The organism is Lacrimispora brassicae, assembly GCF_054772055.1.
Window position 1 is genome coordinate 1 of the sequence record NZ_BRYH01000013.1, and the last position, 23677, is coordinate 23677.

General features: G+C 47.1%; 21 protein-coding genes and 1 other annotated feature. Of the genes, 19 read left to right on the top strand and 2 right to left on the bottom strand.

Annotation, left to right across the window (positions count from 1 at the left end; all coding sequences use genetic code 11):
- The first annotated feature begins 282 nt into the window (after window positions 1–282).
- Both ACYVD3_RS08235 and ACYVD3_RS08240 read left to right on the top strand, forming a co-directional pair.
- Window positions 283–777, top strand: coding sequence for a low molecular weight protein-tyrosine-phosphatase (locus ACYVD3_RS08235; RefSeq protein ID WP_460642032.1), 495 nt, complete (start codon window positions 283–285; stop codon window positions 775–777).
- A 13-nt stretch (window positions 778–790) separates the two neighbouring features.
- Window positions 791–1861 (top strand): Gfo/Idh/MocA family protein, encoded by a 1071-nt coding sequence (locus ACYVD3_RS08240; protein WP_460642033.1) that lies wholly within the window; start codon window positions 791–793, stop codon window positions 1859–1861.
- Window positions 1862–1928: 67 nt separating this feature from the next.
- Here ACYVD3_RS08240 and ACYVD3_RS08245 read toward each other — a convergent pair whose 3' ends face one another.
- Window positions 1929–2966, bottom strand: coding sequence for an HD-GYP domain-containing protein (locus ACYVD3_RS08245; protein ID WP_460642034.1), 1038 nt, complete (start codon window positions 2964–2966; stop codon window positions 1929–1931).
- A 345-nt stretch (window positions 2967–3311) separates the two neighbouring features.
- Between ACYVD3_RS08245 and ACYVD3_RS08250 the strand changes: the two genes are divergently transcribed.
- From ACYVD3_RS08250 to ACYVD3_RS08310, 13 genes are all read left to right on the top strand, one after another.
- On the top strand, window positions 3312–4193 hold the full coding sequence (locus ACYVD3_RS08250) for a helix-turn-helix domain-containing protein (protein ID WP_460642035.1): 882 nt from the start codon (window positions 3312–3314) through the stop codon (window positions 4191–4193).
- A 256-nt stretch (window positions 4194–4449) separates the two neighbouring features.
- Entirely contained in the window at window positions 4450–6609 is a 2160-nt protein-coding gene (locus ACYVD3_RS08255) for a glycoside hydrolase family 3 C-terminal domain-containing protein (protein ID WP_460642036.1), read from the top strand.
- A gap of 184 nt (window positions 6610–6793) precedes the next feature.
- Window positions 6794–7066 (top strand): sporulation transcriptional regulator SpoIIID, encoded by a 273-nt coding sequence (gene spoIIID / locus ACYVD3_RS08260; RefSeq protein WP_013271108.1) that lies wholly within the window; start codon window positions 6794–6796, stop codon window positions 7064–7066.
- 537 nt (window positions 7067–7603) lie between these two features.
- Window positions 7604–9076 (top strand): aminotransferase class I/II-fold pyridoxal phosphate-dependent enzyme, encoded by a 1473-nt coding sequence (locus ACYVD3_RS08265; RefSeq protein WP_460642037.1) that lies wholly within the window; start codon window positions 7604–7606, stop codon window positions 9074–9076.
- Between the two features lie 6 nt (window positions 9077–9082).
- Window positions 9083–9940 (top strand): polyamine aminopropyltransferase, encoded by an 858-nt coding sequence (gene speE, locus ACYVD3_RS08270; protein WP_460642038.1) that lies wholly within the window; start codon window positions 9083–9085, stop codon window positions 9938–9940.
- Window positions 9937–11205, top strand: a complete 1269-nt coding sequence (locus tag ACYVD3_RS08275; protein ID WP_460642039.1) for a saccharopine dehydrogenase family protein — start codon at window positions 9937–9939, stop codon at window positions 11203–11205. Before speE ends, ACYVD3_RS08275 begins: the two co-directional genes overlap by 4 nt.
- 7 nt (window positions 11206–11212) lie before the next feature.
- Complete coding sequence (gene nspC, locus ACYVD3_RS08280; RefSeq protein WP_460642040.1) at window positions 11213–12337, top strand: carboxynorspermidine decarboxylase; 1125 nt, start codon at window positions 11213–11215, stop codon at window positions 12335–12337.
- A gap of 32 nt (window positions 12338–12369) precedes the next feature.
- The gene (aguA, locus tag ACYVD3_RS08285) at window positions 12370–13464 is read left to right on the top strand and encodes an agmatine deiminase (RefSeq protein WP_460642041.1); all 1095 of its coding nucleotides are present in this window, start codon (window positions 12370–12372) and stop codon (window positions 13462–13464) included.
- Window positions 13465–13583: 119 nt separating this feature from the next.
- Entirely contained in the window at window positions 13584–14465 is an 882-nt protein-coding gene (gene aguB / locus ACYVD3_RS08290) for an N-carbamoylputrescine amidase (RefSeq protein ID WP_460642042.1), read from the top strand.
- Window positions 14466–14642: 177 nt separating this feature from the next.
- Complete coding sequence (locus tag ACYVD3_RS08295) at window positions 14643–15047, top strand: protease complex subunit PrcB family protein (RefSeq protein WP_460642068.1); 405 nt, start codon at window positions 14643–14645, stop codon at window positions 15045–15047.
- A gap of 172 nt (window positions 15048–15219) precedes the next feature.
- Entirely contained in the window at window positions 15220–15933 is a 714-nt protein-coding gene (cysE, locus tag ACYVD3_RS08300; RefSeq protein ID WP_460642043.1) for a serine O-acetyltransferase, read from the top strand.
- A 120-nt stretch (window positions 15934–16053) separates the two neighbouring features.
- Window positions 16054–17625: a DUF3794 and LysM peptidoglycan-binding domain-containing protein gene (locus ACYVD3_RS08305; RefSeq protein ID WP_460642044.1), complete on the top strand. Its 1572-nt coding sequence runs from the start codon at window positions 16054–16056 to the stop codon at window positions 17623–17625.
- A 330-nt stretch (window positions 17626–17955) separates the two neighbouring features.
- Window positions 17956–18201 carry a GIY-YIG nuclease family protein gene (locus ACYVD3_RS08310; protein WP_460642045.1) on the top strand — a complete coding sequence of 82 codons (246 nt, stop codon included), beginning with the start codon at window positions 17956–17958 and terminating at the stop codon, window positions 18199–18201.
- Window positions 18202–18248: 47 nt separating this feature from the next.
- On the opposite strand, the gene trhA is transcribed toward ACYVD3_RS08310, so the two are convergent.
- Window positions 18249–18896 carry a PAQR family membrane homeostasis protein TrhA gene (trhA, locus tag ACYVD3_RS08315; RefSeq protein ID WP_460642046.1) on the bottom strand — a complete coding sequence of 216 codons (648 nt, stop codon included), beginning with the start codon at window positions 18894–18896 and terminating at the stop codon, window positions 18249–18251.
- A 202-nt stretch (window positions 18897–19098) separates the two neighbouring features.
- Here trhA and ACYVD3_RS08320 point away from each other — a divergent pair, with 202 nt between their 5' ends.
- The 4 genes from ACYVD3_RS08320 to proS all read left to right on the top strand — a co-directional run bounded on the left by ACYVD3_RS08320 (window position 19099) and on the right by proS (window position 23659).
- Window positions 19099–19836 (top strand): nitroreductase family protein, encoded by a 738-nt coding sequence (locus ACYVD3_RS08320; RefSeq protein WP_460642047.1) that lies wholly within the window; start codon window positions 19099–19101, stop codon window positions 19834–19836.
- Window positions 19837–19845: 9 nt separating this feature from the next.
- The gene (locus ACYVD3_RS08325) at window positions 19846–20547 is read left to right on the top strand and encodes an RluA family pseudouridine synthase (protein ID WP_460642048.1); all 702 of its coding nucleotides are present in this window, start codon (window positions 19846–19848) and stop codon (window positions 20545–20547) included.
- Window positions 20548–20647: 100 nt separating this feature from the next.
- Window positions 20648–21751 (top strand): AI-2E family transporter, encoded by a 1104-nt coding sequence (locus ACYVD3_RS08330; protein WP_460642049.1) that lies wholly within the window; start codon window positions 20648–20650, stop codon window positions 21749–21751.
- Window positions 21752–21878: 127 nt separating this feature from the next.
- Window positions 21879–22088, top strand: a binding site (T-box leader).
- A gap of 137 nt (window positions 22089–22225) precedes the next feature.
- Window positions 22226–23659: a proline--tRNA ligase gene (proS, locus tag ACYVD3_RS08335; RefSeq protein WP_460642050.1), complete on the top strand. Its 1434-nt coding sequence runs from the start codon at window positions 22226–22228 to the stop codon at window positions 23657–23659.
- The last annotated feature ends 18 nt before the right edge of the window (window positions 23660–23677 follow it).

Sequence of the window (23677 nt, forward strand, 5' to 3'; positions counted from 1 at the left end):
AGAACGGATGAAGATAGATATATAGCAATGTGTGGTTTTGAGGGTATATGCAGTAAGTTATAGTGCATAATACGGAATTTTAATGCGTAAATCCAGGTGTGGGTTTGCGCTTTTTTTAATTTATATTTAAGAAATTCCTTGTTCTTTTTGAAATTTGTTTTCTTTGAAATATAGAAGATGTATTGCATTGAAAAGGATTTCAGGGTAAATTAAGAGAGATGAGTTATGCTTTATAAACGTTTTAAAGAATAAGCCTTTTTTAGAATTAAGGAGATGTATGAGATGAAGAGAGAACAGGATGTCACCCGGATATTAATGGTTTGCCTTGGAAATATATGCAGGTCTCCCATGGCAGAGTTTGTCATGAAGGATATGATAGAAAAGGAGCAGTTAGGCAATCATTTCTATGTTGCATCAGCGGCTACAAGCACGGAAGAGATCGGGAATCCGGTGCACCATGGGACAAGAGAAAAGCTTAAAAAACATGGAATTTCCACAGACGGAAAATATGCGGTACAGTTATCCAGGAAGGATTATGATAAATACGATTACCTCATTGCCATGGAACAGAGAAATATGACAAACATGCTTAAGATCCTGGGCGGGGACCCGGAAGGAAAGGTAAGACGGCTTTTGGACTTTTCTGCGGCTCCAAGGGATATTGCGGACCCATGGTATACCGGGGACTTTGACCGTACCTATGATGATGTCTATAAAGGATGCCAGGCGCTTCTGGCGTATATGCTGGATCAGGAATCAGCAAAGAATTACAGATAGCAGGGGGATTTTTATGAAAAGACTTAATTTTGTTGTAGTGGGCTCCGGATGGAGATCCCTGTTCTATGCCAGGATCGCCAAAGCTTATCCGGATTGTTTTAATCTGGCAGCATTTCTTTGCCGGACAAAAGAAAAGGCGGCATGGATAGAGGAGGAAACCGGAATCAGGGGGGTAACAAGCCCAGAGGAATGTCTCTTAGAAAAACCGGATTTCATTGTTGTAGCTGTAAATAAGGATTCTATTTTTCAGGTGACAAGGGAATGGGCGCTGAAAGGATATCCTGTGCTCTGCGAGACTCCTGCAGCCATGGAATCAGGAGATCTGGAGGAGCTTTGGCGCATTCATACTCAGGAAGGCGCAAGGATTCAGGTGGCAGAGCAGTATTTTAAATATCCGATTTTTGATGCGGCCATTGAGATTGTAAAGCGGGGATATCTTGGAGATCCGTATATGGTCAATCTATCGGCAGTCCATGACTACCATGGAGCCAGTCTGATCAGGCGGTTTTTAGGGACCGGCTTTGAGAATATGAAGCTCTACGGAAAGAAATTCCTGTATCCGGTGGTGGAAACGGATTCCAGATACGGGGTAATTGAAGACGGCAGGATGAGTGAGAGGGAACGGGTCAGGCTGACATTTGAATTTGAAGGGGGAAAAACAGCTTTTTATGATTTTAACGGCATACAATACCATTCCAGAATCAGGAGCCGCCATTTAAATGTTCAGGGAGCCAGAGGAGAACTGGATGACTGGACGCTGCGTTATGTAGGAGAAGATAACTGCTCCAGGGAGTATCAGATCATAAGAGAACCCTTTGAAACAGGGAGGGGAGTTAAGGGAATCTGCATGGGGCAGGAACAGCTTTACCGGAATCCGTTTTTTGAGCTGGGGAAAGCCAATGGGCTTCCTCAGGATGAAACGGCCATAGGAACCCTTATGCTTGGGATGAGACGGTTTATTGAGGAAGGCGTGGAGGTTTATCCTCTTGCAGAGGGATTGCAGGATGCTTATGTAAGGATCCTTATGGAGCAGGCTCTTAAAAGTGGTCAGACTGTGGAATCAAAAACACAGGTCTGGGGCTGATGGAAAAGAGGCAGGCTTTTTCCGTAAGGTTAAAAGGCCCGCCCCATTCTGTTGTCATAAAGGACTGTCATATATTATCATCGTCAATGATGGTGAGATTAAAGGATTCACAGGACAAATCCACATCCCTGCCTGCCTTTTTAGGAGGATTAATGAAACGGATGATGGGACGCAGAGAAAATCCCGGTGTGTTATCTTTGACAACCGCTGAGCTTCCGTCACTGAGATGAACGATGGTACCGATGGGGTATGCGGAAACACAATGAAGGAAGGCAGTCAGCAGCTCCGGATCAAAATGGGAATTGGAACAGCTTGTGAGATAGTCAAAAATTTGTCTGGGAGACCATGCTTTCCGGTAGGGTCTGGTGGAATTGAGAGCGTCATATACATCTGCAATGGCCAGGATCCGGGCATAAAGGGGAATATCCTTACCTGAAAGACCAAAGGGATATCCGGTTCCGTCAAATTTTTCATGATGGGTCTGGACTCCCTGCAATACCGCCTGGGATATCACCATGTGTTCACTCAGCTTTTTATAGGATAAGCTGGGGTGCTGCTTCATGATTTCAAATTCACCGCTGGTTAAGGGCCCTGTCTTGTTGGTAATATCAATTGGAATATCCGTTTTTCCAATGTCATGAAGAAGACCGCAAAGAGCCAGGTCATTTAAATTGGAAATGGAAAGTCCGATGTATTTTCCTAATAAAACGCTTAAAATGCCTACATAAAGGCTATGAGAATAGGTATAACCGTCATAATCCCTGATATCAATCATCTGAAAGAGATACTTGTCTTTATTCAGGACGTTCATAACAACGGATTCGGCCACTTTGGTAATCTCCGCATATACCTGTCTGCTGGATTGAAAGGTAAATTTTTTCAAACTTTGGTCAAAGACATCACGGATGCTTGTCAGTATTTTTGCTTTTAATTCCGGCTCGACGAAGTCTTCAGGCTCAATGCCTTCCGTAAGCGCCGTGCGGATATAAGCTCCTTGAATTCCGATTATTTTCATGCGGTTGATCATACGTTCACTTAATTTGCAGCCAGTTACTGCAAAAGGAAGCATTGGGTTTATTCCCGGGATGTTTCGGGCTAATTCCATACCTTCAGTCACTTTCTCAATAGGAAGATAAATCAATTCTTTCACCTCAACAGACCAAAACGCAGTCTCTTCTTTCTGTTCCTTAAATTCCTTTTTTATGCTGTCAGTAAATTCCTTTTTTTGTTAAAGTTGGAAATATATGCACAATGACACATTAAATTATAGTTGGAATTGACAAATGCGTCAATGGAAATTTGCATTTTAGACACTAGTATGGCAGAGAAAAATCAAGGAATATTTCGTGCAAAATATTTATTTAATCTTTAAAATCTATCAATAATTGGATTGACTCAGAGAGGGTCATAGAGTAGTCTTTTAAGTAGAAAATCAAAGAAGGGGGATCTTATGATTGAAATCTTAAACGGTATCCATGAGACCATCCATTATGAGTGTTCATTGGGGCTTCGCCTGTACCATAACGTGAATTATGAGGATTATCCGGACCACTGGCATGGGGGAATTGAAGTGATTATGCCAGTTATAGGCGGATATGAGGTCATAGTAGGTGAGGAAAATTATGCCCTTGAAAAGGAAGACATTATCCTGATCCATTCCGGCGTGATCCATTCTTTAAAGGCACCTCCTGTGGGAGAGCGTTACATCCTGCAGTTTGATACAGCCCTTCTTTACCATTTAAAAGAGATGGAGACCTTGCTTCACATGATTCCTCCGGTAATATTTATGAGGAAGAAGGACAAGGGATCCCTTCATGGGTTTGTAAAGGAAAAGCTTGATAAAATCATTGAAGAATACCAGGGAACCAGCGGTTTTAAGGAAGCCTCCATCTATGCGGCCCTCATTGAGATCTACGTGGAACTGGGGAGAAATAAGGTCTGGCTGGATGGGGGCGGCAGGCAGATCCACGGCGTGAAGCAGCAGGAATATTTTGAAGCGGTCATGAGCGCCTGCACCTATATCAATCATCACTTCACGGAGAATCTGACCCTGGGGGAAGTGGCCCGGATAGGCGGATTTTCCAAGTATCACTTTACCAGGATCTTTAAACAGTATATGAATATGACTTTTTATGAATATTTAAACTCCATGCGGATAAAAAAGGCTGAGGAGCTTTTATATAACCAAAGGGAAATGAGCATCACTGAGGTTGCCATGGGTTCCGGCTTTTCATCCATGAGCGCATTTAACCGTACCTTTAAGACGTTAAAGCACTGTTCTCCAAGGGACTACAGAAAGATCAGACGGCAGACATATAAGACAGAAGGATAAAAACCAATAAAAGCATTTACAGCTCCTCTTACAGGAAGGCCGGATTTCCGGCGTATTTCTGTATGAGGAGTTTTTGTTTTATGGTAAATTGCGGGATCGTCTGCTTTGCAGGTCCGTTGTTCCGGAAAAAGCAATATCTGCACGGTTGGAAGCAAGAATTGAGATGCCTGATCCGCCATGGAATGCTATGATGAAATCACGAGGAAAAGAACAGCCGGATGGCAACGTATAAGATGAAAAGGAGAGGGTGAATTTCATGAATCAGGATAAGCAGAAGGAATACAGGAAAAGGGCAAAAGAACTGGTGGCGGAAATGACACTGGAGGAAAAGGTTTCACAGACCGTGCACAGTGCAGCGGCGATTCCCAGACTGGGAATCAAAGGCTATAACTGGTGGAACGAGGGGCTTCACGGCGTGGCCAGGGCAGGGGTGGCGACGGTGTTTCCTCAGGCCATTGGCCTGGCGGCAAGTTTTGATGAGGAGCTGCTTCTGGAGGTGGCTGATGCGGTTTCCACAGAGGCCAGGGCAAAGTTTCATATGCAGCAGAAATTCGGAGACAGGGACATTTACAAAGGCCTTACGTTCTGGGCGCCTAATGTGAATATTTTCAGGGATCCGCGATGGGGGAGGGGACATGAGACTTTTGGAGAGGATCCTTATTTGACCTCACGAATGGGGGTCAGCTTTATTAAAGGGCTTCAGGGAGATGATGAGGATTATATGAAAGCTGCGGCCTGTGCCAAACATTTTGCAGTCCACTCAGGCCCGGAGGATGAGCGCCATTCCTTTGATGCGGTGGTGTCAAAGCAGGATATGTTTGAAACCTATTTACCTGCTTTTGAGGCCTGTGTAAAAGAGGGGAAGGTGGAGGCGGTCATGGGTGCCTATAACAGGACCAATGGGGAACCCTGCTGTGGAAGCAAAACCTTGCTTAAGGACATTTTAAGGACTGCCTGGGGATTTGAAGGGCATGTAACTTCCGACTGCTGGGCTGTCAAGGATTTTCATGAACACCATGGGGTCACAGGCTCTGCCCTGGAGTCTGCCGCCCTGGCAATGGAAAACGGCTGTGATTTAAACTGCGGAAGCCTGTTTTTATATCTTACGGAAGGGGTGAACCGGGGGCTGGTGTCTGAGGAACGGCTAAATGAGGCAGTTGAACATCTGATGATGACCAGGCTGAAGCTTGGGATGCTTGAGGAGCCGGAACGTACCGGGTACAGTAAAATCACTTATGAGGACAATGATACAAGGACCCATAAGGAGCTGAATTTCAAAGCTTCCAGAAAGTCTTTTGTGCTGCTGAAAAATGAGGGGCATATGCTTCCTCTTGATAAAACCAGAATAAAGACCATTGGTATCATCGGACCAAACAGCAACAACCGAAAGGCACTCATAGGAAATTATGAAGGCACTGCTTCCAGGTATTATACCATTTCCGAGGGAATTCAGGATTATGTGGGAGAGGATGTCCGCGTTATGGTTTCAGAGGGCTGTCATTTATGTAAACCAAGAGTCAGCGGCCTGGGACAGGAAAATGACCGCTTATCAGAGGTCCGGGGAGTATGTGAGGCCAGCGATGTGATCATTGCCTGCATGGGCCTGGATTCCAGCCTGGAAGGGGAAGAGGGGGATGAGGGAAATGAGTTTGCCAGCGGGGACAAACCCAATCTATTCCTTCCGGGATTGCAGCAGCAGGTACTGGAAGAGATCCATAAGAGCGGCAAGCCTGTGGTTCTGGTTCTGCTGTCCGGAAGCGCCCTGGCGGTACCCTGGGCCGATGAACACATTCCCGCCATCATGGAATGCTGGTATCCTGGGGCTCAGGGAGGCCGTGCCCTGGCCGCCGTACTGTTTGGGGATTATGCACCGGAGGGGAAGCTTCCCGTCACCTTTTACCGGAGCACAGAGGAGCTTCCCGCCTTTACGGATTATTCCATGAAGGGCAGGACCTACCGTTACATGGAGCAGGAGGCCCTTTACCCCTTTGGTTACGGGCTTTCCTACACGGATTTTTCCGTAAGGGATGGGGCTTTAAGCCTGGACCGGATAGGGAAAGGGGATACTCTGACCGTAAAAGCGGTGCTAAAGAATGAAGGCCTCAGGAAGGGAGCGGAAACCTTGCAGGTATATGTTAAATCCTGTAGATCCCAAACGCCCAATGCCCAGCTTAAGGCATTTATAAAGGCAGAGCTGGAGCCGGGGGAGGAACGAGAATTACAGGTGACCATTTCGGACAAAGCCTTTGCCCTGAGGGATGAACATGGAGACCTGGTGATGGAGGCCGGCACGTACAAGGTATATGCAGGGACGCAGCAGCCGGATAAACGAAGCCAGGCACTTACTGGGAAGACGCCGGAATGGCTGACAATATCCGTGGATCAGCGTACCGTCCTGGAAAAATGCTGCATTTGAAAACCATAGGCTTGTCCTCCCGTTTCCTGTGCCTTCCCCACCCCCATGGATGAGTGCCCCTGGAGGAAGAGGAAGCCCTGTTGTTTCGGAAAAGTGATTCATCAAAAAAACAGTGAGGATAACCATTCATACTTGCCACACCTCCTGCATAAGTATGTAAAAACGTCCTAGCAGGGGGATTTTCTTGAAGGAATATATTGAAGAACGCGCGGTTGCGATCGCCAACTACATCATAGACTATCATGCGACCGTGAGGCAGACCGCGAAGAAGTTTGGGATATCCAAATCTACGGTACATAAAGATGTGACGGACCGACTGGAACACATCAATCCGTCCCTGGCTGCCCGGGCCAGGGTGATCCTGGATATTAACAAATCCGAGCGCCATATACGGGGCGGTCTGGCTACCAAAGAGAAATACCAGCACCGTCTTCAGATGTGCAGCAAAAAGAATTAATATGACAAATGAGTGAAAAACAGCTTCTGATGGGTATGAAACAGCTTCCCATCAGAGGCTGTTTTTTAATTCAGAAAAAATTTTTGTTGACATGAGGCGGTAAAATATGTTATTCTTTACCCCGGTATGAAGAGACATTATCGTTTTCATGCAAATATTGACCACTTCGTAAGAAGTTAAGCCCAGACGGACAGGCGGGTCAGCTGCCGAGCGTGGGAAACCACATTATTGATTGAGTTAAAAGCTCAAATTTTATAAGTTGATTACTTTATAATCCGTGCAATAGCACATCACTTGTGAAACGATCAATAATAGCAGGGACAACATATTTGCTATGTAGACTCGAAACGATAATTATCATGAATAAAAGAAGGGCAAAATACCCTTATTGGAAATACGGTTCATGAAATTGCAGGCAGGTGATGATTTATCACCTGCCTTTTTGCTGTGAAAAAGCCTGCGCCCATGAGGCGCCACTTACGTTTCAGTGACAAAAGAGGGTGTAATATTCCCGTGACAAGGAAAGGTAAAATCCATATGAACAAAAAAGATCAGATGAGGGCACCGATTTATGAAGCTCTTGAAACATTCCAAAAAAAGAGGGTGGTTCCCTTTGATGTGCCGGGCCATAAAAGGGGAAGAGGAAATCCGGAGCTTGCCCGGCTGTTGGGGGAGCGGTGTGTGGGACTTGATGTGAATTCCATGAAGCCACTTGATAATTTGTGTCATCCCGTGTCCGTGATCCGGGATGCGGAACGGCTGGCAGCAGATGCTTTTGGGGCAGCAGATGCTTTTTTGATGGTAGGAGGGACCACATCGGCGGTACAGAGCATGATTCTGTCCGTATGCAAGGCAGGGGATAAGATCATCCTGCCAAGAAATGTTCACAGAAGCGCCCTCAATGCCCTGGTATTGTGCGGGGCGATCCCGATTTATGTGAATCCGGAAGTGAACAGCATGCTTGGGATCTCCCTTGGCATGGAAATCGGCCAGGTGGAAAAGGCGATTGAGGAAAATCCTGACGCAGCGGCAGTATTTGTTAACAATCCAACCTATTACGGCATCTGCTCTGACATCCGATCCATTGTCAGGCTGGCCCATGCCAATGGAATGAAGGTCCTTACCGATGAAGCTCATGGGACCCATCTCTATTTTGGAAAGGACCTTCCGGTTTCCGCCATGGAAGCAGGGGCGGATATGGCGGCGGTGTCCATGCACAAGTCAGGAGGAAGCTTAACACAAAGCTCCCTGCTCCTTTTAAACAAGGGAGTCAACGGGGATTATGTGCGCCAGATTATAAACTTAACCCAGACCACCAGCGCCTCCTATCTGCTTTTGTCAAGCCTTGACATATCCAGAAGGAACCTGGCCCTGCGGGGGGAAGAGTCCTTTGCCAAGGTAGTGGAGATGGCGGAATATGCCAGGGGAGAGATCAATTCCATCGGCGGGTACTATGCCTATGGAAGAGATTTAATCAATGGAACCAGTATTTTTGATTACGATGTGACAAAGCTTTCTGTCTATACCCTGGGGAATGGGCTGGCAGGAATTGAGGTGTATGACCTCCTTCGGGATGAATATGATATCCAGATCGAATTCGGGGATATCTGCAACCTCCTTGCTTATATCTCCATCGGCGACAGGATCCAGGACATTGAACGTCTGGTGGGAGCCCTGGCGGATATTGAACGCCTTTATAAGAAGGACGGGACAGGAATGCTGTCAGGAGAATACATACCCCCCAAGGTGGTGGTATCCCCCCAGAAGGCCTTTTATTCCCAAAAGGTATCCCTTCCCGTCAGGGAAGCCGCAGGAAGGATCAGCGGGGAGTTTGTCATGTGCTATCCTCCCGGGATCCCTATTCTGGCGCCGGGAGAGATGATTAGGTCAGAGATCGTGGAATATATCATTTATGCCAGGGAAATTGGCTGCTCCTTGCAGGGAACCGAGGACCCGGCAGTGGAACGGCTGATGGTATTAAAGGAGCAGGTCCGGGAAGGGGAAAGGTAGGAACAGATGGAGATATGGTTTTCGAAATTTCACACTTCCAATGTAAAGCTTTCGGTGCGGATTGACAAACAGCTTTTTTCCGGCGAAAGTGAATACCAGAGGATCGACGTGTTCGAATCTCAGGAATTTGGAAAGTTTGTGTCCTTGGATGGAGACATTGTTTTTTCTGAAAAGGATGAATTTATTTACGATGAAATGGTGACCCATGTTCCCATGGCGGTCCATCCCAATGTAAAGAATGTACTGATCATTGGAGGAGGCGACGGTGGGGTGGCAAAGGAGCTTTTGCAGTATCCACTGATCAGGTCCATTGATGTGGTTGAGACGGATAAGCTGTTTGTGGATGTATGCCGGGATATTTTTCCAGAGGTATCCTGTGGCCTTTCCGATCCCCGGGTCAGGGTCTATTACGATGACGGGCTCCGTTTCTTAAGAAACAAAAAAGAGGAGTATGACCTGATCATCAATGATTCCACGGACCCCTTCGGGCATACAGAGGGGCTGTTTACCAAAGAGTTTTACGGAAGCTGCTATAAGGCGCTTCGAAGCGACGGCATTATGGTCTACCAGCATGGAAGTCCGTTTTATGATGAGGATGAGGCGGCCTGCAGGAGCATGCACCGGAAGGTATACCGGTCCTTCCCCATAAGCCGGGTTTATCAGGCCCATATTCCCACCTGCCCGTCGGGCTACTGGCTGTTTGGATTTGCTTCAAAAAAATATCATCCCATCAATGATTTTAAGCGGGAGGCCTGGAATCAGTTAAAAATTGAAACCTGGTACTATACAACCAATCTTCATATGGGCGCTTTCATGCTGCCTAAATACGTGGAAGATTTACTGGAAGAGGAGGAAAAAGAATGAGCAGATTATTAGTTATCGGATGCGGAGGAGTTGCCGCTGTGGCAATCCGCAAATGCTGTCAGAACAGTGAGGTGTTTACAGACATCTGTATTGCAAGCAGGACAAAGGAAAAATGTGATGCCTTAAAGGATAAGCTTGCAGCTACAACGGAAACCAGGATCGAGACTGCGAAAGTGGATGCAGACCAGACGGAAGAGGTTATTGCCCTTATAAAGGATTATAAGCCGGATGCTGTGTTAAATGTGGCTCTTCCCTATCAGGATTTGACCATCATGGATGCATGTCTGGCAACAGGGGTGGATTACATTGATACCGCCAATTTTGAGCCTGAGAATACCGATGATCCGGAATGGAAGGCAATCTATGAGAAGCGCTGTAAGGAGCTTGGGTTTGCCGCCCTTTTTGATTATTCCTGGCAGTGGAATTACAGGGAGCGCTTTGAAAAGGCTAATATTACCGCCCTCCTTGGAACCGGGTTCGACCCGGGGGTTACCAGCGTATTTTCTGCCTATGCCTTAAAGCATTATTTTGATGAGATCCATACCATTGACATCCTGGACTGCAACGGAGGGGATCATGGATATCCCTTTGCAACCAACTTTAACCCGGAAATCAACTTAAGGGAAGTGTCCTCTAATGGTTCCTATTGGGAGGAAGGCCGCTGGCTGGAGACAGAACCTATGGAAATTAAATCCAGATACAATTTCCCTGAAGTAGGGGAAAAGGACATGTACCTGCTTCACCATGAGGAGATCGAATCCCTGGCTAAGAACATTCCGGGGGTAAAGAGGATCCGCTTCTTTATGACCTTTGGACAGAGCTATTTAACCCACATGAAGTGCCTGGAAAACGTAGGCATGCTTTCCACCTCGCCAATGGAGTTTAACGGGCAGGAGATCGTGCCCATCCAGTTTTTAAAGGCCCTGCTTCCTGATCCGGCTTCTCTTGGCCCAAGGACCAAAGGAAAGACCAACATCGGCTGTATCTTTACGGGAGTAAAGGATGGAAAGGAAAAAACCATTTACATTTACAACGTATGCGACCATGAGGAATGCTATAAAGAGGTGGAATCTCAGGCTATTTCTTATACCACCGGGGTTCCGGCTATGATCGGGACCATGATGGTAGTGACCGGCCAGTGGAAGAAGCCGGGGGTATTCAATGTGGAAGAGTTTGACCCGGATCCCTATATGGAGGCTTTAAACAAATGGGGACTTCCATGGGTGGTATGTGAGGACCCGGAAACAGTTACGGTATGGAGATAGAAAAGGGATGAGAATCGAGGATTTAAAGACTCCCTGCTATGTGATCGATGAGGGCAGGCTTGAAAAAAACTTAGAAATCTTAAAGCAGGTGAAGGAAAATACCGGATGCCGGATCCTTCTGGCCCAGAAGGCCTTTTCCTGCTTTGCGGAGTATCCCCTCATCGGCAGATACCTTGACGGGACAACGGCCAGCGGGCTTTACGAAGCCAAACTTGGAAGGGAGGAGATGGGGCTTGAAAACCACGTCTTCGCCCCTGCGTATAAGGAAGAAGATTTTAAAGAACTGGTGAAGATCTGTGATCACATAGTGTTCAACTCCTTTTCCCAGCTTGAGAAGTATAAGGATTCCCTGGGCGGGGTGAAGGCCGGAATCAGGATCAACCCCCAGTGCTCCACCCAGGAGGAGGGTCATGAGATTTATGATCCCTGCGCTCAAGGCTCAAGGCTTGGGGTTCCTGGGGACCATTTTAAGGAGGAGTGGCTGCCCTTGCTTTCCGGGTTCCATTTTCATACCTTATGTGAACAGAATTCTGATGATTTAAAAAAGACCCTGGATGCGGTTGAGGAGAAATTCGGAAAGTATTTATCCGGGCTTTCCTGGCTGAACATGGGCGGAGGGCATCACATCACCAGGGAGGATTACGACCTGGGGCTGCTGGAGGCCTGCATTATGAGGATGAAGGAGAAATACGGCCTTCAGGTTTATTTAGAACCAGGGGAGGCGGTGGCTCTTAATGCAGGATATCTGGTGACAGAGGTCATGGATGTGGTGGAAAACGGAATAAGGACTCTGATCCTTGACGCTTCTGCGGCCTGCCATATGCCTGATGTGTTGGAAATGCCTTACAGGCCCCCCTTAAAGGACAGCGGGAAACCGGGAGAAAAAGCCTTTACCTACCGGCTGTCCTCCTGCACCTGCCTGGCAGGGGATGTGATCGGGGACTATTCCTTTGACAGGGAAATAAAGCCAGGGGATAAGCTGTATTTTATGGATATGGCCATTTATTCCATGGTAAAGAACAACACCTTTAACGGGATGCCCCTTCCTGCCATTGCCATTATGGATAAAGAAGGAGACTGCCGTGTTATAAAAAGGTTCGGCTATGAGGATTTTAAGAACCGGCTGGCCTAGGAGATCTGCTTCATTCATTTAGGAGACAATTTATGGAGAAATTAAAAACCCTCCCGGCGGAAGACGGGTTTTACATGCCGGGAGAATTTGAGCCTCATTGGGGCTGTATCATGATCTGGCCTAAACGGCCCGGATCCTGGCCCTTTGGAGCCAGGAAGGCCAGGGAGGCCTTTGTCAGGATCGCGGAGGCCATTGCGGACAGCGAGCAGGTGATCATGCTGGCAGAGGAGGATGTGAAGGAAAGCGCCAGAGAGATGCTTTCAGACCGGATCCAGGTGGTTGTCATGGAATCCGATGATGCATGGGCAAGGGATGTGGGGCCTACCTTTGTGGTGAATAAGGACCGCAGAGTCAGGGGAATCGACTGGCGGTTTAATGCCTGGGGCGGGACCTTTGACGGGCTGTATCCTGACTGGAAGAAGGATGACCTTCTTGCAGGACGTTTCTGTGAGGGTTTTGGATATCCGGTTTATGATGCAGGGCATTTTGTCCTGGAGGGAGGTTCCATTCATTCCGACGGGGAAGGCACGCTTTTGGTGACGGAAAGCTGCCTGTTAAGTGCCGGACGGAATCCGTCTCTGTCTAAGCTTCAGATCGAGGAACAATTGAAACGCTATCTGGGAGCAATCAAGGTCATCTGGCTGAAAGCGGGCATCTATGAAGATGAAACCAACGAGCACGTGGATAATGTCTGTGCCTTTGTCCGGCCGGGAGAAGTGGTTTTAGCCTGGACGGATGAGAGACAAGATCCTCAGTATGAAATGTCCCTGGCTGATTTAAAGATTCTTGAGAAGGAAACGGATGCAGCAGGAAGGCATTTTAAGATCCACAAGCTTCCCATACCCCAAAAGCCGGTCTGTATTACTAAGGAGGAGCTTTCCGGTTTTTCCTTTGAGCCTGGAGAGGATGAAAGGGATGCAGGAGAGCGCCTGGCCGCCAGTTATGTGAATTTTTACATATCAAACGGCGGGGTGATCGTCCCCCAGTTTGGAGATATCCAGGATACAGAGGCGGTGCGGATATTGGGGGGATGCTTCCCGGAGAGAAGGATTTATCCGGTGTATGCAAGAGATATCATTGTTGGAGGCGGTAATATTCACTGCATTACACAACAAATTCCGTTGTAGTTCAGCCATGGCATTCATAATCCGGCGGTGTTTTGTCCGCCGGATTATGAATGTGTGGGTCGCCCCATAAATGTTTCTGCATGGCTGAACTGGAACGCAGATACCGGAAGGAGGATTTCATGAGAGAGGTAAAAGCGGCAGCAGTTCAGATGAGGTGCTGCGATGACGTTAAGAAGAATATTGAGCATGGGGAAAGACTGGTAAGGCACGCAGCAAAGGAAGGGGCCAATGTGATCCTTCTTCCGGAGCTGTTTGAACGGCCGTATTTTTGCCAGGAACGGCGGTATGAATTCTATGAATATGCAAAACCCGTGGAGGAGAACCAGGCGGTGAAGCATTTTGCCGGGATTGCGGCTGAGCTTAAAGTGGTCCTTCCCATCAGCTTTTACGAGCAGTCAGGAAATACTATGTATAACTCGGTGGCGGTCCTGGACGGGGATGGGACAAATCTTGGGGTATACAGGAAAACCCATATTCCAGATGACCATTATTACCAGGAAAAATTTTATTTCACTCCCGGGGATACGGGCTTTCGGGTGTTTGATACCAGGTACGGGAAAATAGGTATAGGGATCTGCTGGGACCAGTGGTTTCCGGAGACTGCAAGGTGTTTGGCCTTACAGGGGGCGGAGCTGATCTTATATCCCACGGCCATCGGAAGCGAGCCGATTCTGGAATGTGACAGCATGGAGCACTGGAGGCGCTGCATGCAGGGACATTCTGCTTCCAATATCATCCCAGTGGTTGCGGCAAACCGGGTGGGAGTGGAAGCTGTGGCTCCATGTACAGAAAACGGGAATCAAAGCTCTTCTCTTAAATTTTATGGCTCCTCCTTTATAACGGATAATACCGGGGCTGTCATAGCATCTATGGGCAGAGAGGAGGAAGGCGTCATATTGGCTTCCTTTGATCTTGACCAGATGTGGGCTGACCGGAGGAACTGGGGGCTTTTCCGGGACCGCAGGCCAAGGATGTACGGGGAAATCACAGGAAACCTTTAAACTCACTTTTTTGTGCAGGGAAAGTTTCGATCATTAGAGCAATACCAGGGCGAAATCTTGATCCTGATCCGCAAAAAAGCGTAAATCTGTTCATAAAATCAGCACAATCCCCATATATATAGTAATAATCAATAAGTTGGGGAGTGTGCTATGAAGAGACTGTTTAGCAGAAAATGGATGATTTTTTTCGGCCTGGCCATGTGGGTATTGGTAGTACGTACCTTAAGCGGGTGCACTTTTAACAAGGATAATGGGGATAAAGTACGGGATCTGGAATTTACCGTGGTAGCTGATGCGGATATCCCTCAGGAACTTAGACAGATCATTGCGGAGAAGCAGCAGTCGCCCTTTAAGCTGACCTACAGCGATGATAATAATCTTTACATAGTAGTTGGTTATGGAAAACAGGCCAGCGGGGGTTATAGCATCGCAGTAAATGAACTGTATTTGACGGATAATTCCATTGTCCTGGACACGGAGCTGATCGGACCGGAAAAGGGGGATAATACGGGGGCGGAACCCTCCTATCCTTTCATCGTCATTAAAACAGAGATGTCGGAGCTTCCGGTGGTGTTCCAGTAGGGAAGATGGATGAAACAGCCGTTTCGCAGATGGTAAAAGCGGGACGGCTGTTTTTGTGGGGATATTATGGTTTTGATTCTGTGGAAAACTGTAAATTCCCCTTTTTTCTTAAGCTGTCATATGATATACTACTTCAAATAGGAGTAGGCAGTAAGGAAAAGAGGAAGATAATATGATATTAAAGGATATATGGCTTGATGTGTCGGCAGTAAAAGAGCGGGATCCGGCAGCCAGAAGCAAGCTGGAAGTGCTTTTGCTGTATCAGGGAGTCCATGCATTGATCTGGCATCGCTTTGCTCATTGGTTTTACCAGCGCAAGATGTTTTTTATTGCCAGGCTTATTTCCCAGTTGGCAAGATTTTTTACACAGATCGAGATCCATCCCGGGGCACAGATGGGGCACGGAATTTTAATTGACCACGGCAGCGGAGTGGTGATCGGAGAAACTACGGTGGTAGGTGATAACTGTACCATTTACCAGGGGGTAACTCTGGGAGGCGTGGGACTGAATAAGGGAAAACGCCATCCAACCCTTGGCAACAATGTGACCGTAGGAACAGGGGCCAAGATCTTAGGGTCCTTTGAGGTGGGGGATAATTGTACCATAGCGGCAAATGCCGTGCTTTTAAAGACTTTGGAGAGCAATGTAACAGCGGTAGGGATTCCCGCCCGCCCGGTTAAGATCGACGGCGTATCCCTTCCAAAGAAAGAAGATAATCTGGTGACAATGGAGCACTACTGTAAGATGGAAGAGCGGGTCAGGGAAATGGAAGAAACGCTTTTGAAGCTGCAGGAAGAGCTTTCGTCATACAGGGAAAAGGAAATACCGGCACAGACCGAGGCTTCTCCCGAAGAAAGACTTAAAGAAGAAAAAACCGAAGAATAGAAGCGTCTGAACCCCCTGTTTTTCCGGAAGTAAGGGAATGAGAACAAAAAAAGTATAATGAAACATGCACCTGCATAAACTTTCTTAAAGGAATAAAGAAGGTAAGGCAGGTGCTTTTTTATGTTGGAGCTGGTGAAGAAAAACATACATATGAATCGCTGGAAAGGATATGCTACGTCTCAAATTACTCTTGACGATGACTTCATCGTCCCGGACAGTATGGATGACGTGGATCAGATCATTTTAAGTTCCGGCGAAATTACCATTGATTCCGTAAAAAACCAGGCAGAGCGTGTGGCGGTCCGGGGCAAGCTGGACTTTATGATCCTCTACCGGGGGGCGGAAGGAGGGCTTCAGACCCTTTCAGGAAGCATTAACTTTGAGGAACCCATCAATGTGCCTGGACTGGAGGAAAAGGATTACGTCCAGTTGGCATGGGAGCTTGAGGATTTAAACGCGGGAATTATTAATTCCAGGAAGCTGAGTGTAAAGGCTATCGTAACACTTACGGTGAAGGTAGAGACCTCCTGCGATATAAATGCTGCCGTGGATGTGGACACGGGAAGCGCATCCTCTGATGTGCCCATGGTGGAAACCCTTCGCCGCAATCTTGATGTGGTTTCCATTGCGCTCCGCCACAAGGATACGTTCCGGATCAAGGATACCATTACCCTGTCTGGAAACAAGCCAAACATCGACCATATTCTGTGGACTGAAATGAAACTGAGAAGCGTATCCACTAGGCCCATGGATGGAAAAATGATGCTTGACGGGGAGCTGCTGGTCTTTGTTATTTACCAGGGAGAAGGGGAAGGCGCGCCGATCCAGTGGATCGAGGAAAGCATTCCATTTTCAGGGGAGCTGGATGTTCCCGATATGACTGAGGATATGGTCCCTGTGGTCGTGGTCCATCTGATCCATAAGGATATAGAAGCAAAGCCGGATTCTGACGGCGAAATGCGGGAAATGGATGCGGATGCGGTTCTTGAACTGGATATGAAGCTTTACAGGGAAGAGAATATGGAACTGCTCAATGATTTATATTCCACTAACCGGGAACTGACCCTGCAGACAGGAGAAGCCTGTTTTGATAAGATTCTGACGAAGAATATGAGCAAGTGCAAGATCGTGGAAAAGATCAGTCTGGACCAGGCGGACCGGATCCTTCAGATATGTCACAGTGAAGGAATTGTCAAAGTTGATGACACGGAGGTCAAGGAGGACGGACTTCATGTGGAAGGTGTTTTGGAGGTACGGATCCTTTATATGACCTCTGACGATACCCAGCCCATCCAGTCAACTGTGGAGGATATCCCCTTCCATTTCCTGATTGAGGCCCCGGGGATCAATGCAGACACCATCTGCCAGTTAAATCCCGGTTTAGAGCAGCTAAGCGCCGTTATGATGGGCGGAGGAACCATTGAAGTGAAATCGACCATTTCCCTTGACTTACTGGCGCTGCAGCCGGTTTGCCAGCAGATCATCACAAGTGCGTCGGAAGCTCCCATGGATTTAAACAATTTACAGAAGCTTCCGGGAATCGTAGGATACATCGTACAGCCTGGAGATTCCCTTTGGAAAATTGCCAAAAAATTCCATACCACCATTGATACCATCATAGCGACCAATGGTATGACGGATAAATCCGTAAAATCGGGAGACCGTCTGATACTTGTTAAAGAATTGTCTTAAATTAGTATGCCAGGCAGAAGGATTCCTTTTGCCTGGCATAATTTGTGCGGACAATGAACTGGGAAAAATCCCCAAAGCATGTTTTTCTTAGTTTTTAAATTGTATGATTTTTTAAAAAACGGGTAAGATAAAGATTGCTATTCACATATCAGCTTGCCCTGTTATATAATATACTATAGCTGAGCTATAGCTTCAACCATCGATGGCGCCAAAACGCATCCAGCTGGTGCTTAAGATAGATGACAGGTTATCCTGGACGGTAGTGACGTGATTGCAAGGCGTTATTACCGTTTACATATCCTTAATTTCCTATACCGGAGAATGAAGAACATGAATTATACTTATATTTTAAAATGCGCGGATGATACTCTGTACTGCGGATGGACAAACCATTTGGAAAAGCGCTTAACAGCCCACAACCAGGGAAAAGGAGCAAAATACACAAAGGCCCGCAGACCGGTGGCATTAGCCTACTGGGAAGAGTTTTCCACAAAGGAAGAGGCCATGCGCCGTGAAGCTGCCATTAAAAAGCTTTCCAGGAAAGATAAGCTAAAGCTCATGGGAGAGGTTGTATGAGAAAAACCGTCAGTCCGCGAGTGTGCGGACTGACGGTTTTTACCGTTCTATGCAACAAAATGGTACATCAAAATATAATGGCACAGGCTTCCTCCCATGACGAAAAGATGGAAAATCTCATGGGAGCCGAAATTTTTGTGTTTGGAGTTAAAGAGAGGAAGCTTCAGGGCGTAGATGATGCCTCCCAGGGTGTAGATGATTCCTCCGGCCAGCAGCCAGAGAAAGCCGGCAAAAGAGAGGGCATTCATGATCTTTGTAAATGCCAGGATACATACCCAGCCCATGGCAATGTAAAGACTGGACGAAAACCATTTGGGGCACATGATAAAGCAGGCCTTTATGAGAATCCCTGAGACGGCGATTCCCCACACAAGAGCCATCAGGCCCCAGCCGGTCTTATCTCCCAGAACGATCAGGCAAACCGGCGTGTAGGTTCCTGCGATCAGGATAAAGATCATCATATGATCTATTTTTTTTAACAGACGGTTGATTTTCGGCGAGATATCAAGAGTATGGTAAATTGTGCTGGCCGCGTAAAGAAAGACCATGCTGCTGATGAAGATTGTTAAGGCGGCCAGGTGAAGCTTTCCGTCGGAAGACGCCTTAATAAGCAGCGGGATTGCGGCAATGAGCGCCAGTAACATGGCGATGAAATGAGTGATGGCGCTGCCCGGATCTTTGATTTTAATTTCCATGAAAACCCTCCTTGTAGAAAATGAAAACTTATAACGTAGTAATAAATACTATGTATCATATTTTTATATACTATACACTTTAAATGGGGAAAATGCAACTGTTTTTTCAAATATAAAGTGAAAAGAGGTTTGCTATAATGGGAACAATAAAATATAATGAATAGATAATGTAAAATGAAAAAAAGAAAGGTATGACCACCCGATGAATCAGACGATAAAAGAACTTATGGAAAGAAAATCCGTCCGGGTATATGAAGACCGGGCCATTGAACCGGAGAAAAAGGCGGCTATTATAGAAGCAGCCTTACAGGCTCCCACTGCCGGGAACATGACCCTGTATTCCATTATTGACGTGACGGACCAGAAGCAGAAGGAGACCTTGTCAGTGACCTGCGACAACCAGCCATTTATTGCAAAAGCACCCTTAGTACTGGTTTTTGTGGCGGATTATCAAAGGTGGTACGAACTGTTCTGCCATTATGAGGAAGAAGTCCGAAAGCCCGGCCTTGGAGATCTTATGCTGGCCTGTGATGATGCTCTGATAGCCGCTCAGAATGCGGTTGTGGCGGCAGAATCCCTGGGCATAGGATCTTGTTACATTGGGGACATTATAGAGCAGTATGAGACACACAGGGATTTGTTCGGCCTTCCTAAGTATGCGGTCCCGGCAGCAATGGTGGTTTTTGGATATCCCACAAAGCAGCAGGCGGAGAGGAAAAAGCCGGAACGGCTCAGATCCGGAGCTGTGGTGTTTGAAAATGCCTACCGCCGTTTAAATCCTGAGGAGTTTTCTCAGGAGCTTAAAAATGTTCAGGGAAGGGAAGAGGATTTTGAACGCTGGGTAAAGGCATTTTGCAAGCGCAAATGGAATTCTGATTTTAGCGCTGAAATGAGCCGGTCCGTGGAGGCTATGATAGAGGCATGGAAGAAAGAGGAGTAAAGGGCAGGAATGGAGCTTAACATATTATACGAAGATGAAGAGATACTGGTGGTGGAAAAGCCGGTGGGAATGGAATCCCAATCGGCAAGATCCTTTGAGCCGGATATGGTCAGCGAGGTAAAGAAACATATCAACAGTTTATCCCCAAAGCCAGGGGAACCATATGTGGGAGTTATCCACAGGCTGGATAAGCCGGTGGGAGGCATCATGGTGTACGCAAAAACGAAAAGCGCCGCAGATTCTTTAAGCAGGCAGGTTTCCCAGCATCAAATGGAGAAAATCTATTACGCGGTGGTTTGTGGAAAACCTGTGGAGAACTTTGGACCCTACGTGGATTATTTGTGGAAAGACGGAAAAAACAATTGTTCTATAATTGTGGATAAGGGGATAAAAGGTGCAAAACTGGCAGAGCTTTCTTACCAGGTTGTGGATGAACGGAGCATAGAGAATGAAAAATACAGCCTGGCTAAGATCACTCTGGAAACCGGCCGTCATCATCAGATCCGAGTGCAGATGGCGGGCCACGGAACACCTCTTTGGGGAGACAGGAAGTATAATCCTCGTTTTCAGAAGGGAGCTGACAGCGGAAATGTGGCCTTGTTTGCTTACAGCCTGTCATTTTCCCATCCGGTCACTAAGAAACGGATGTCTTTTTCCGTAAAACCAAAGGGAGAGATCTTTGAGATGTTCTCATTGCCGGAAATGGCATAAAGAAGGAATTTTTTGCTAAACGAATTACGCATATTTTTATTCCAGGCGGCTCATAATAGAGATTGTACAAAAGAAGTACAAATCAGAAACAGGTGAGTCCATGGTGAAACCGAGCAGGAAACTGAAGAAAACATTATTAATATTGGGAGTTACAGGGGCAGTGTATTTAAGTTTTCGTTATCTGCTGCCTCTTGTGATTCCCTTTTTGATTGCGTATGTATTTGCTCTCTCCCTTCGGCCAAGTGCCCTTTGGATCGAGAGAAAGACCCGCTTCATGGTAAAAGGGAGGGTGATTTCCGTTCCCCTGGCAGTCATCGGAGGAATCGAAATCATTCTTTTTATGATTGTCTTTGGAATTATCTTTTATGTGGGGGGAAGAAAGTTATTCATGGAAGCCAGGCTTCTGCTTCAGAACCTGCCGTCTATTCTGGAAGGCATGGACCGGTGGATTATGGATAACTGTTCCTTTGCGGAGGGGTTTTTAAAGCTGCCTGACGGGTATATGGTAGAGGTGGTAAGAGATATTATTTCAGGGGGCCAGGCTGCCATAAAAAGCAGGATCATGCCGTTTCTCATGGTGAATTCCATGACCATCATGAAATGGATCGTCCAGGCAACTGTGATCATCATCATATTGCTTATTGCCACGGTTCTGTCCCTTCAGGAGATGGATGACATTCGGGAAAGGCGGGACAATTCCATTTTCTGCTTTGAATATGCCATGCTGGGGAGACGGCTTACGACAGTGGGAAGCGCCTGGTTAAAAACCCAGGGGGCTATCATGCTGTTTACCATGGTGGTGTGTTGGGCAGGGCTGTTCATCCTGGGAAATCCATATTTTATCTTATTCGGGATCGGGATCGGACTTCTGGATGCACTTCCGATCTTTGGCACCGGTACGGTATTCATTCCCTGGGCCCTTTTCTCCATGATCGATAAAAACTGGAAGTACGGGTTCGGACTGATCATCATTTACATTATCTGTTATTTTTTAAGAGAGATCATGGAAGCCAAGATTATGGGAGGACAGGTGGGACTTACCCCTTTGGAAACCCTTGCTTCCATGTACGTGGGCCTTCAGCTCTTCGGGCTTTTAGGATTTATTCTTGGTCCCATCGGCTTATTGATCGTAGAGGATATTGTAGAGGTGTATGAGGTCTCGTGCTGTCACGATGAAAAGAATGTAGCGGATCCGGAGGAATGATCAGATATTTGTTACAGTTTTGCATGGTCAAACCGTAACAAATACTTTCCCGGACAAGGCGGAACCCACTTGACAAACATTTGCAAATAACGTAAAATCAACCATACAATCTTTTTTATAGTGAAGAATCAAGACGTTGAAGAGGATCAGTAAGTGATGATGTATTCCAGAGAGAAGGCCGTACGCTGGAAGGCCTTTATACCCCTCATGACCCAACCTCCCTCGGAGTCCCGCAGCAAACTGCGGCGCAGTTCCTGCGTTATAGGATAGGAAAAGTGAGTCATGGAATTTCCCATGGCTAAATTGGGTGGCACCGCCGAGCTGTTCGGTCCCTTTTAAGGGAACGAATGGCTCTTTTTTGTTTTATGAAAGTGCCGCTCTGCAAGGATCCCCTGTGTCTTAAAACATGGGAGAGAAAAAGAATGCCATTATGTCCCAAAAGCTTGGGCGGAAAATAGGAGAGGTGAATTTGTTATGGCAAAGGACAAGAAATTAGTAGAGGCGATCACATCCATGGATGTGGATTTTGCCCAGTGGTACACCGATGTTGTAAAAAAGGCGGAATTAATTGATTATTCCAGCGTGAAAGGCTGCATGGCCATTAAGCCGACAGGGTATGCCATCTGGGAAAATATCCAGAGTGAGCTTGACAGAAGGTTTAAGGAAGTAGGGGTGGAAAATGTTTATATGCCCATGTTTATTCCAGAGAGTCTCCTTCAAAAGGAGAAGGACCATGTAGAGGGATTTGCTCCTGAGGTGGCCTGGGTGACCCATGGAGGTTTGGAGCCGCTGCAGGAAAGGCTCTGCGTCAGACCTACCTCTGAAACCCTGTTCTGTGATTTTTATTCCAGAGATATCCAGTCCTACCGGGACTTACCTAAGCTTTACAACCAGTGGTGTTCCGTGGTGCGCTGGGAAAAGACTACCAGACCGTTTTTACGTTCCAGAGAGTTTTTATGGCAGGAAGGCCACACAGCCCATGCCACGGCGGAAGGCGCGGAAGAACGGACAGAGCAGATGCTTCATTTATATGCAGACTTTTGTGAAGAGGTCCTTGCAATGCCTGTTGTCCGCGGCCAGAAGACCGATAAGGAGAAATTTGCAGGAGCAGAGGCAACCTATACCATCGAGGCTTTGATGCATGACGGCAAGGCACTTCAGTCGGGAACCAGCCATAACTTTGGAAGCGGATTTGCAAAGGCTTTTGATATTCAGTATTCCGATAAGGAAAATAAACTTCAGTATGTTCACCAGACTTCCTGGGGAATGACCACCAGGCTCATTGGTGCCATTATCATGGTCCATGGCGATGACAGCGGCCTTGTGCTTCCTCCAAGAATCGCTCCCACCCAGGTGGTCATCGTTCCGGTCCAGCAGCAGAAGGAGGGCGTTCTTAATAAGGCCTATGAATTAAAGCAGGTTCTTTCTAATTATAAGGTAAAGGTTGACGATTCCGATAAGAGCCCTGGCTGGAAGTTCAGTGAATCAGAGATGCGCGGCATTCCGGTCCGTGTAGAGATCGGGCCCAGAGATATTTCAGAAAACCAGGCGGTTTTGGTACGCCGTGACACCCATGAGAAGATCACCGTGTCCTTAGATGAGTTAAACGCCAAGGTAGGCGAGCTTTTGGAAGTCATTCAGAAAGATATGCTGGAACGGGCCAGAGCACACCGGGATGCCCACACCTATGAGGCGACGGACATGGATGCCTTTGTTAAGACCGTAGAGGAAAAGCCGGGTTTTGTAAAGGCTATGTGGTGCGGTTCCCAGGAATGCGAGGATAAGATCAAGGAGATTACAGGGGCAACATCCCGCTGTATGCCCTTTAAGCAGGAAAACCTGGCCGATACCTGCGTATGCTGTGGAAAGCCTGCAGTAAAAATGGTTTACTGGGGCAGGGCATATTAATACCGGCACATAGGAAAA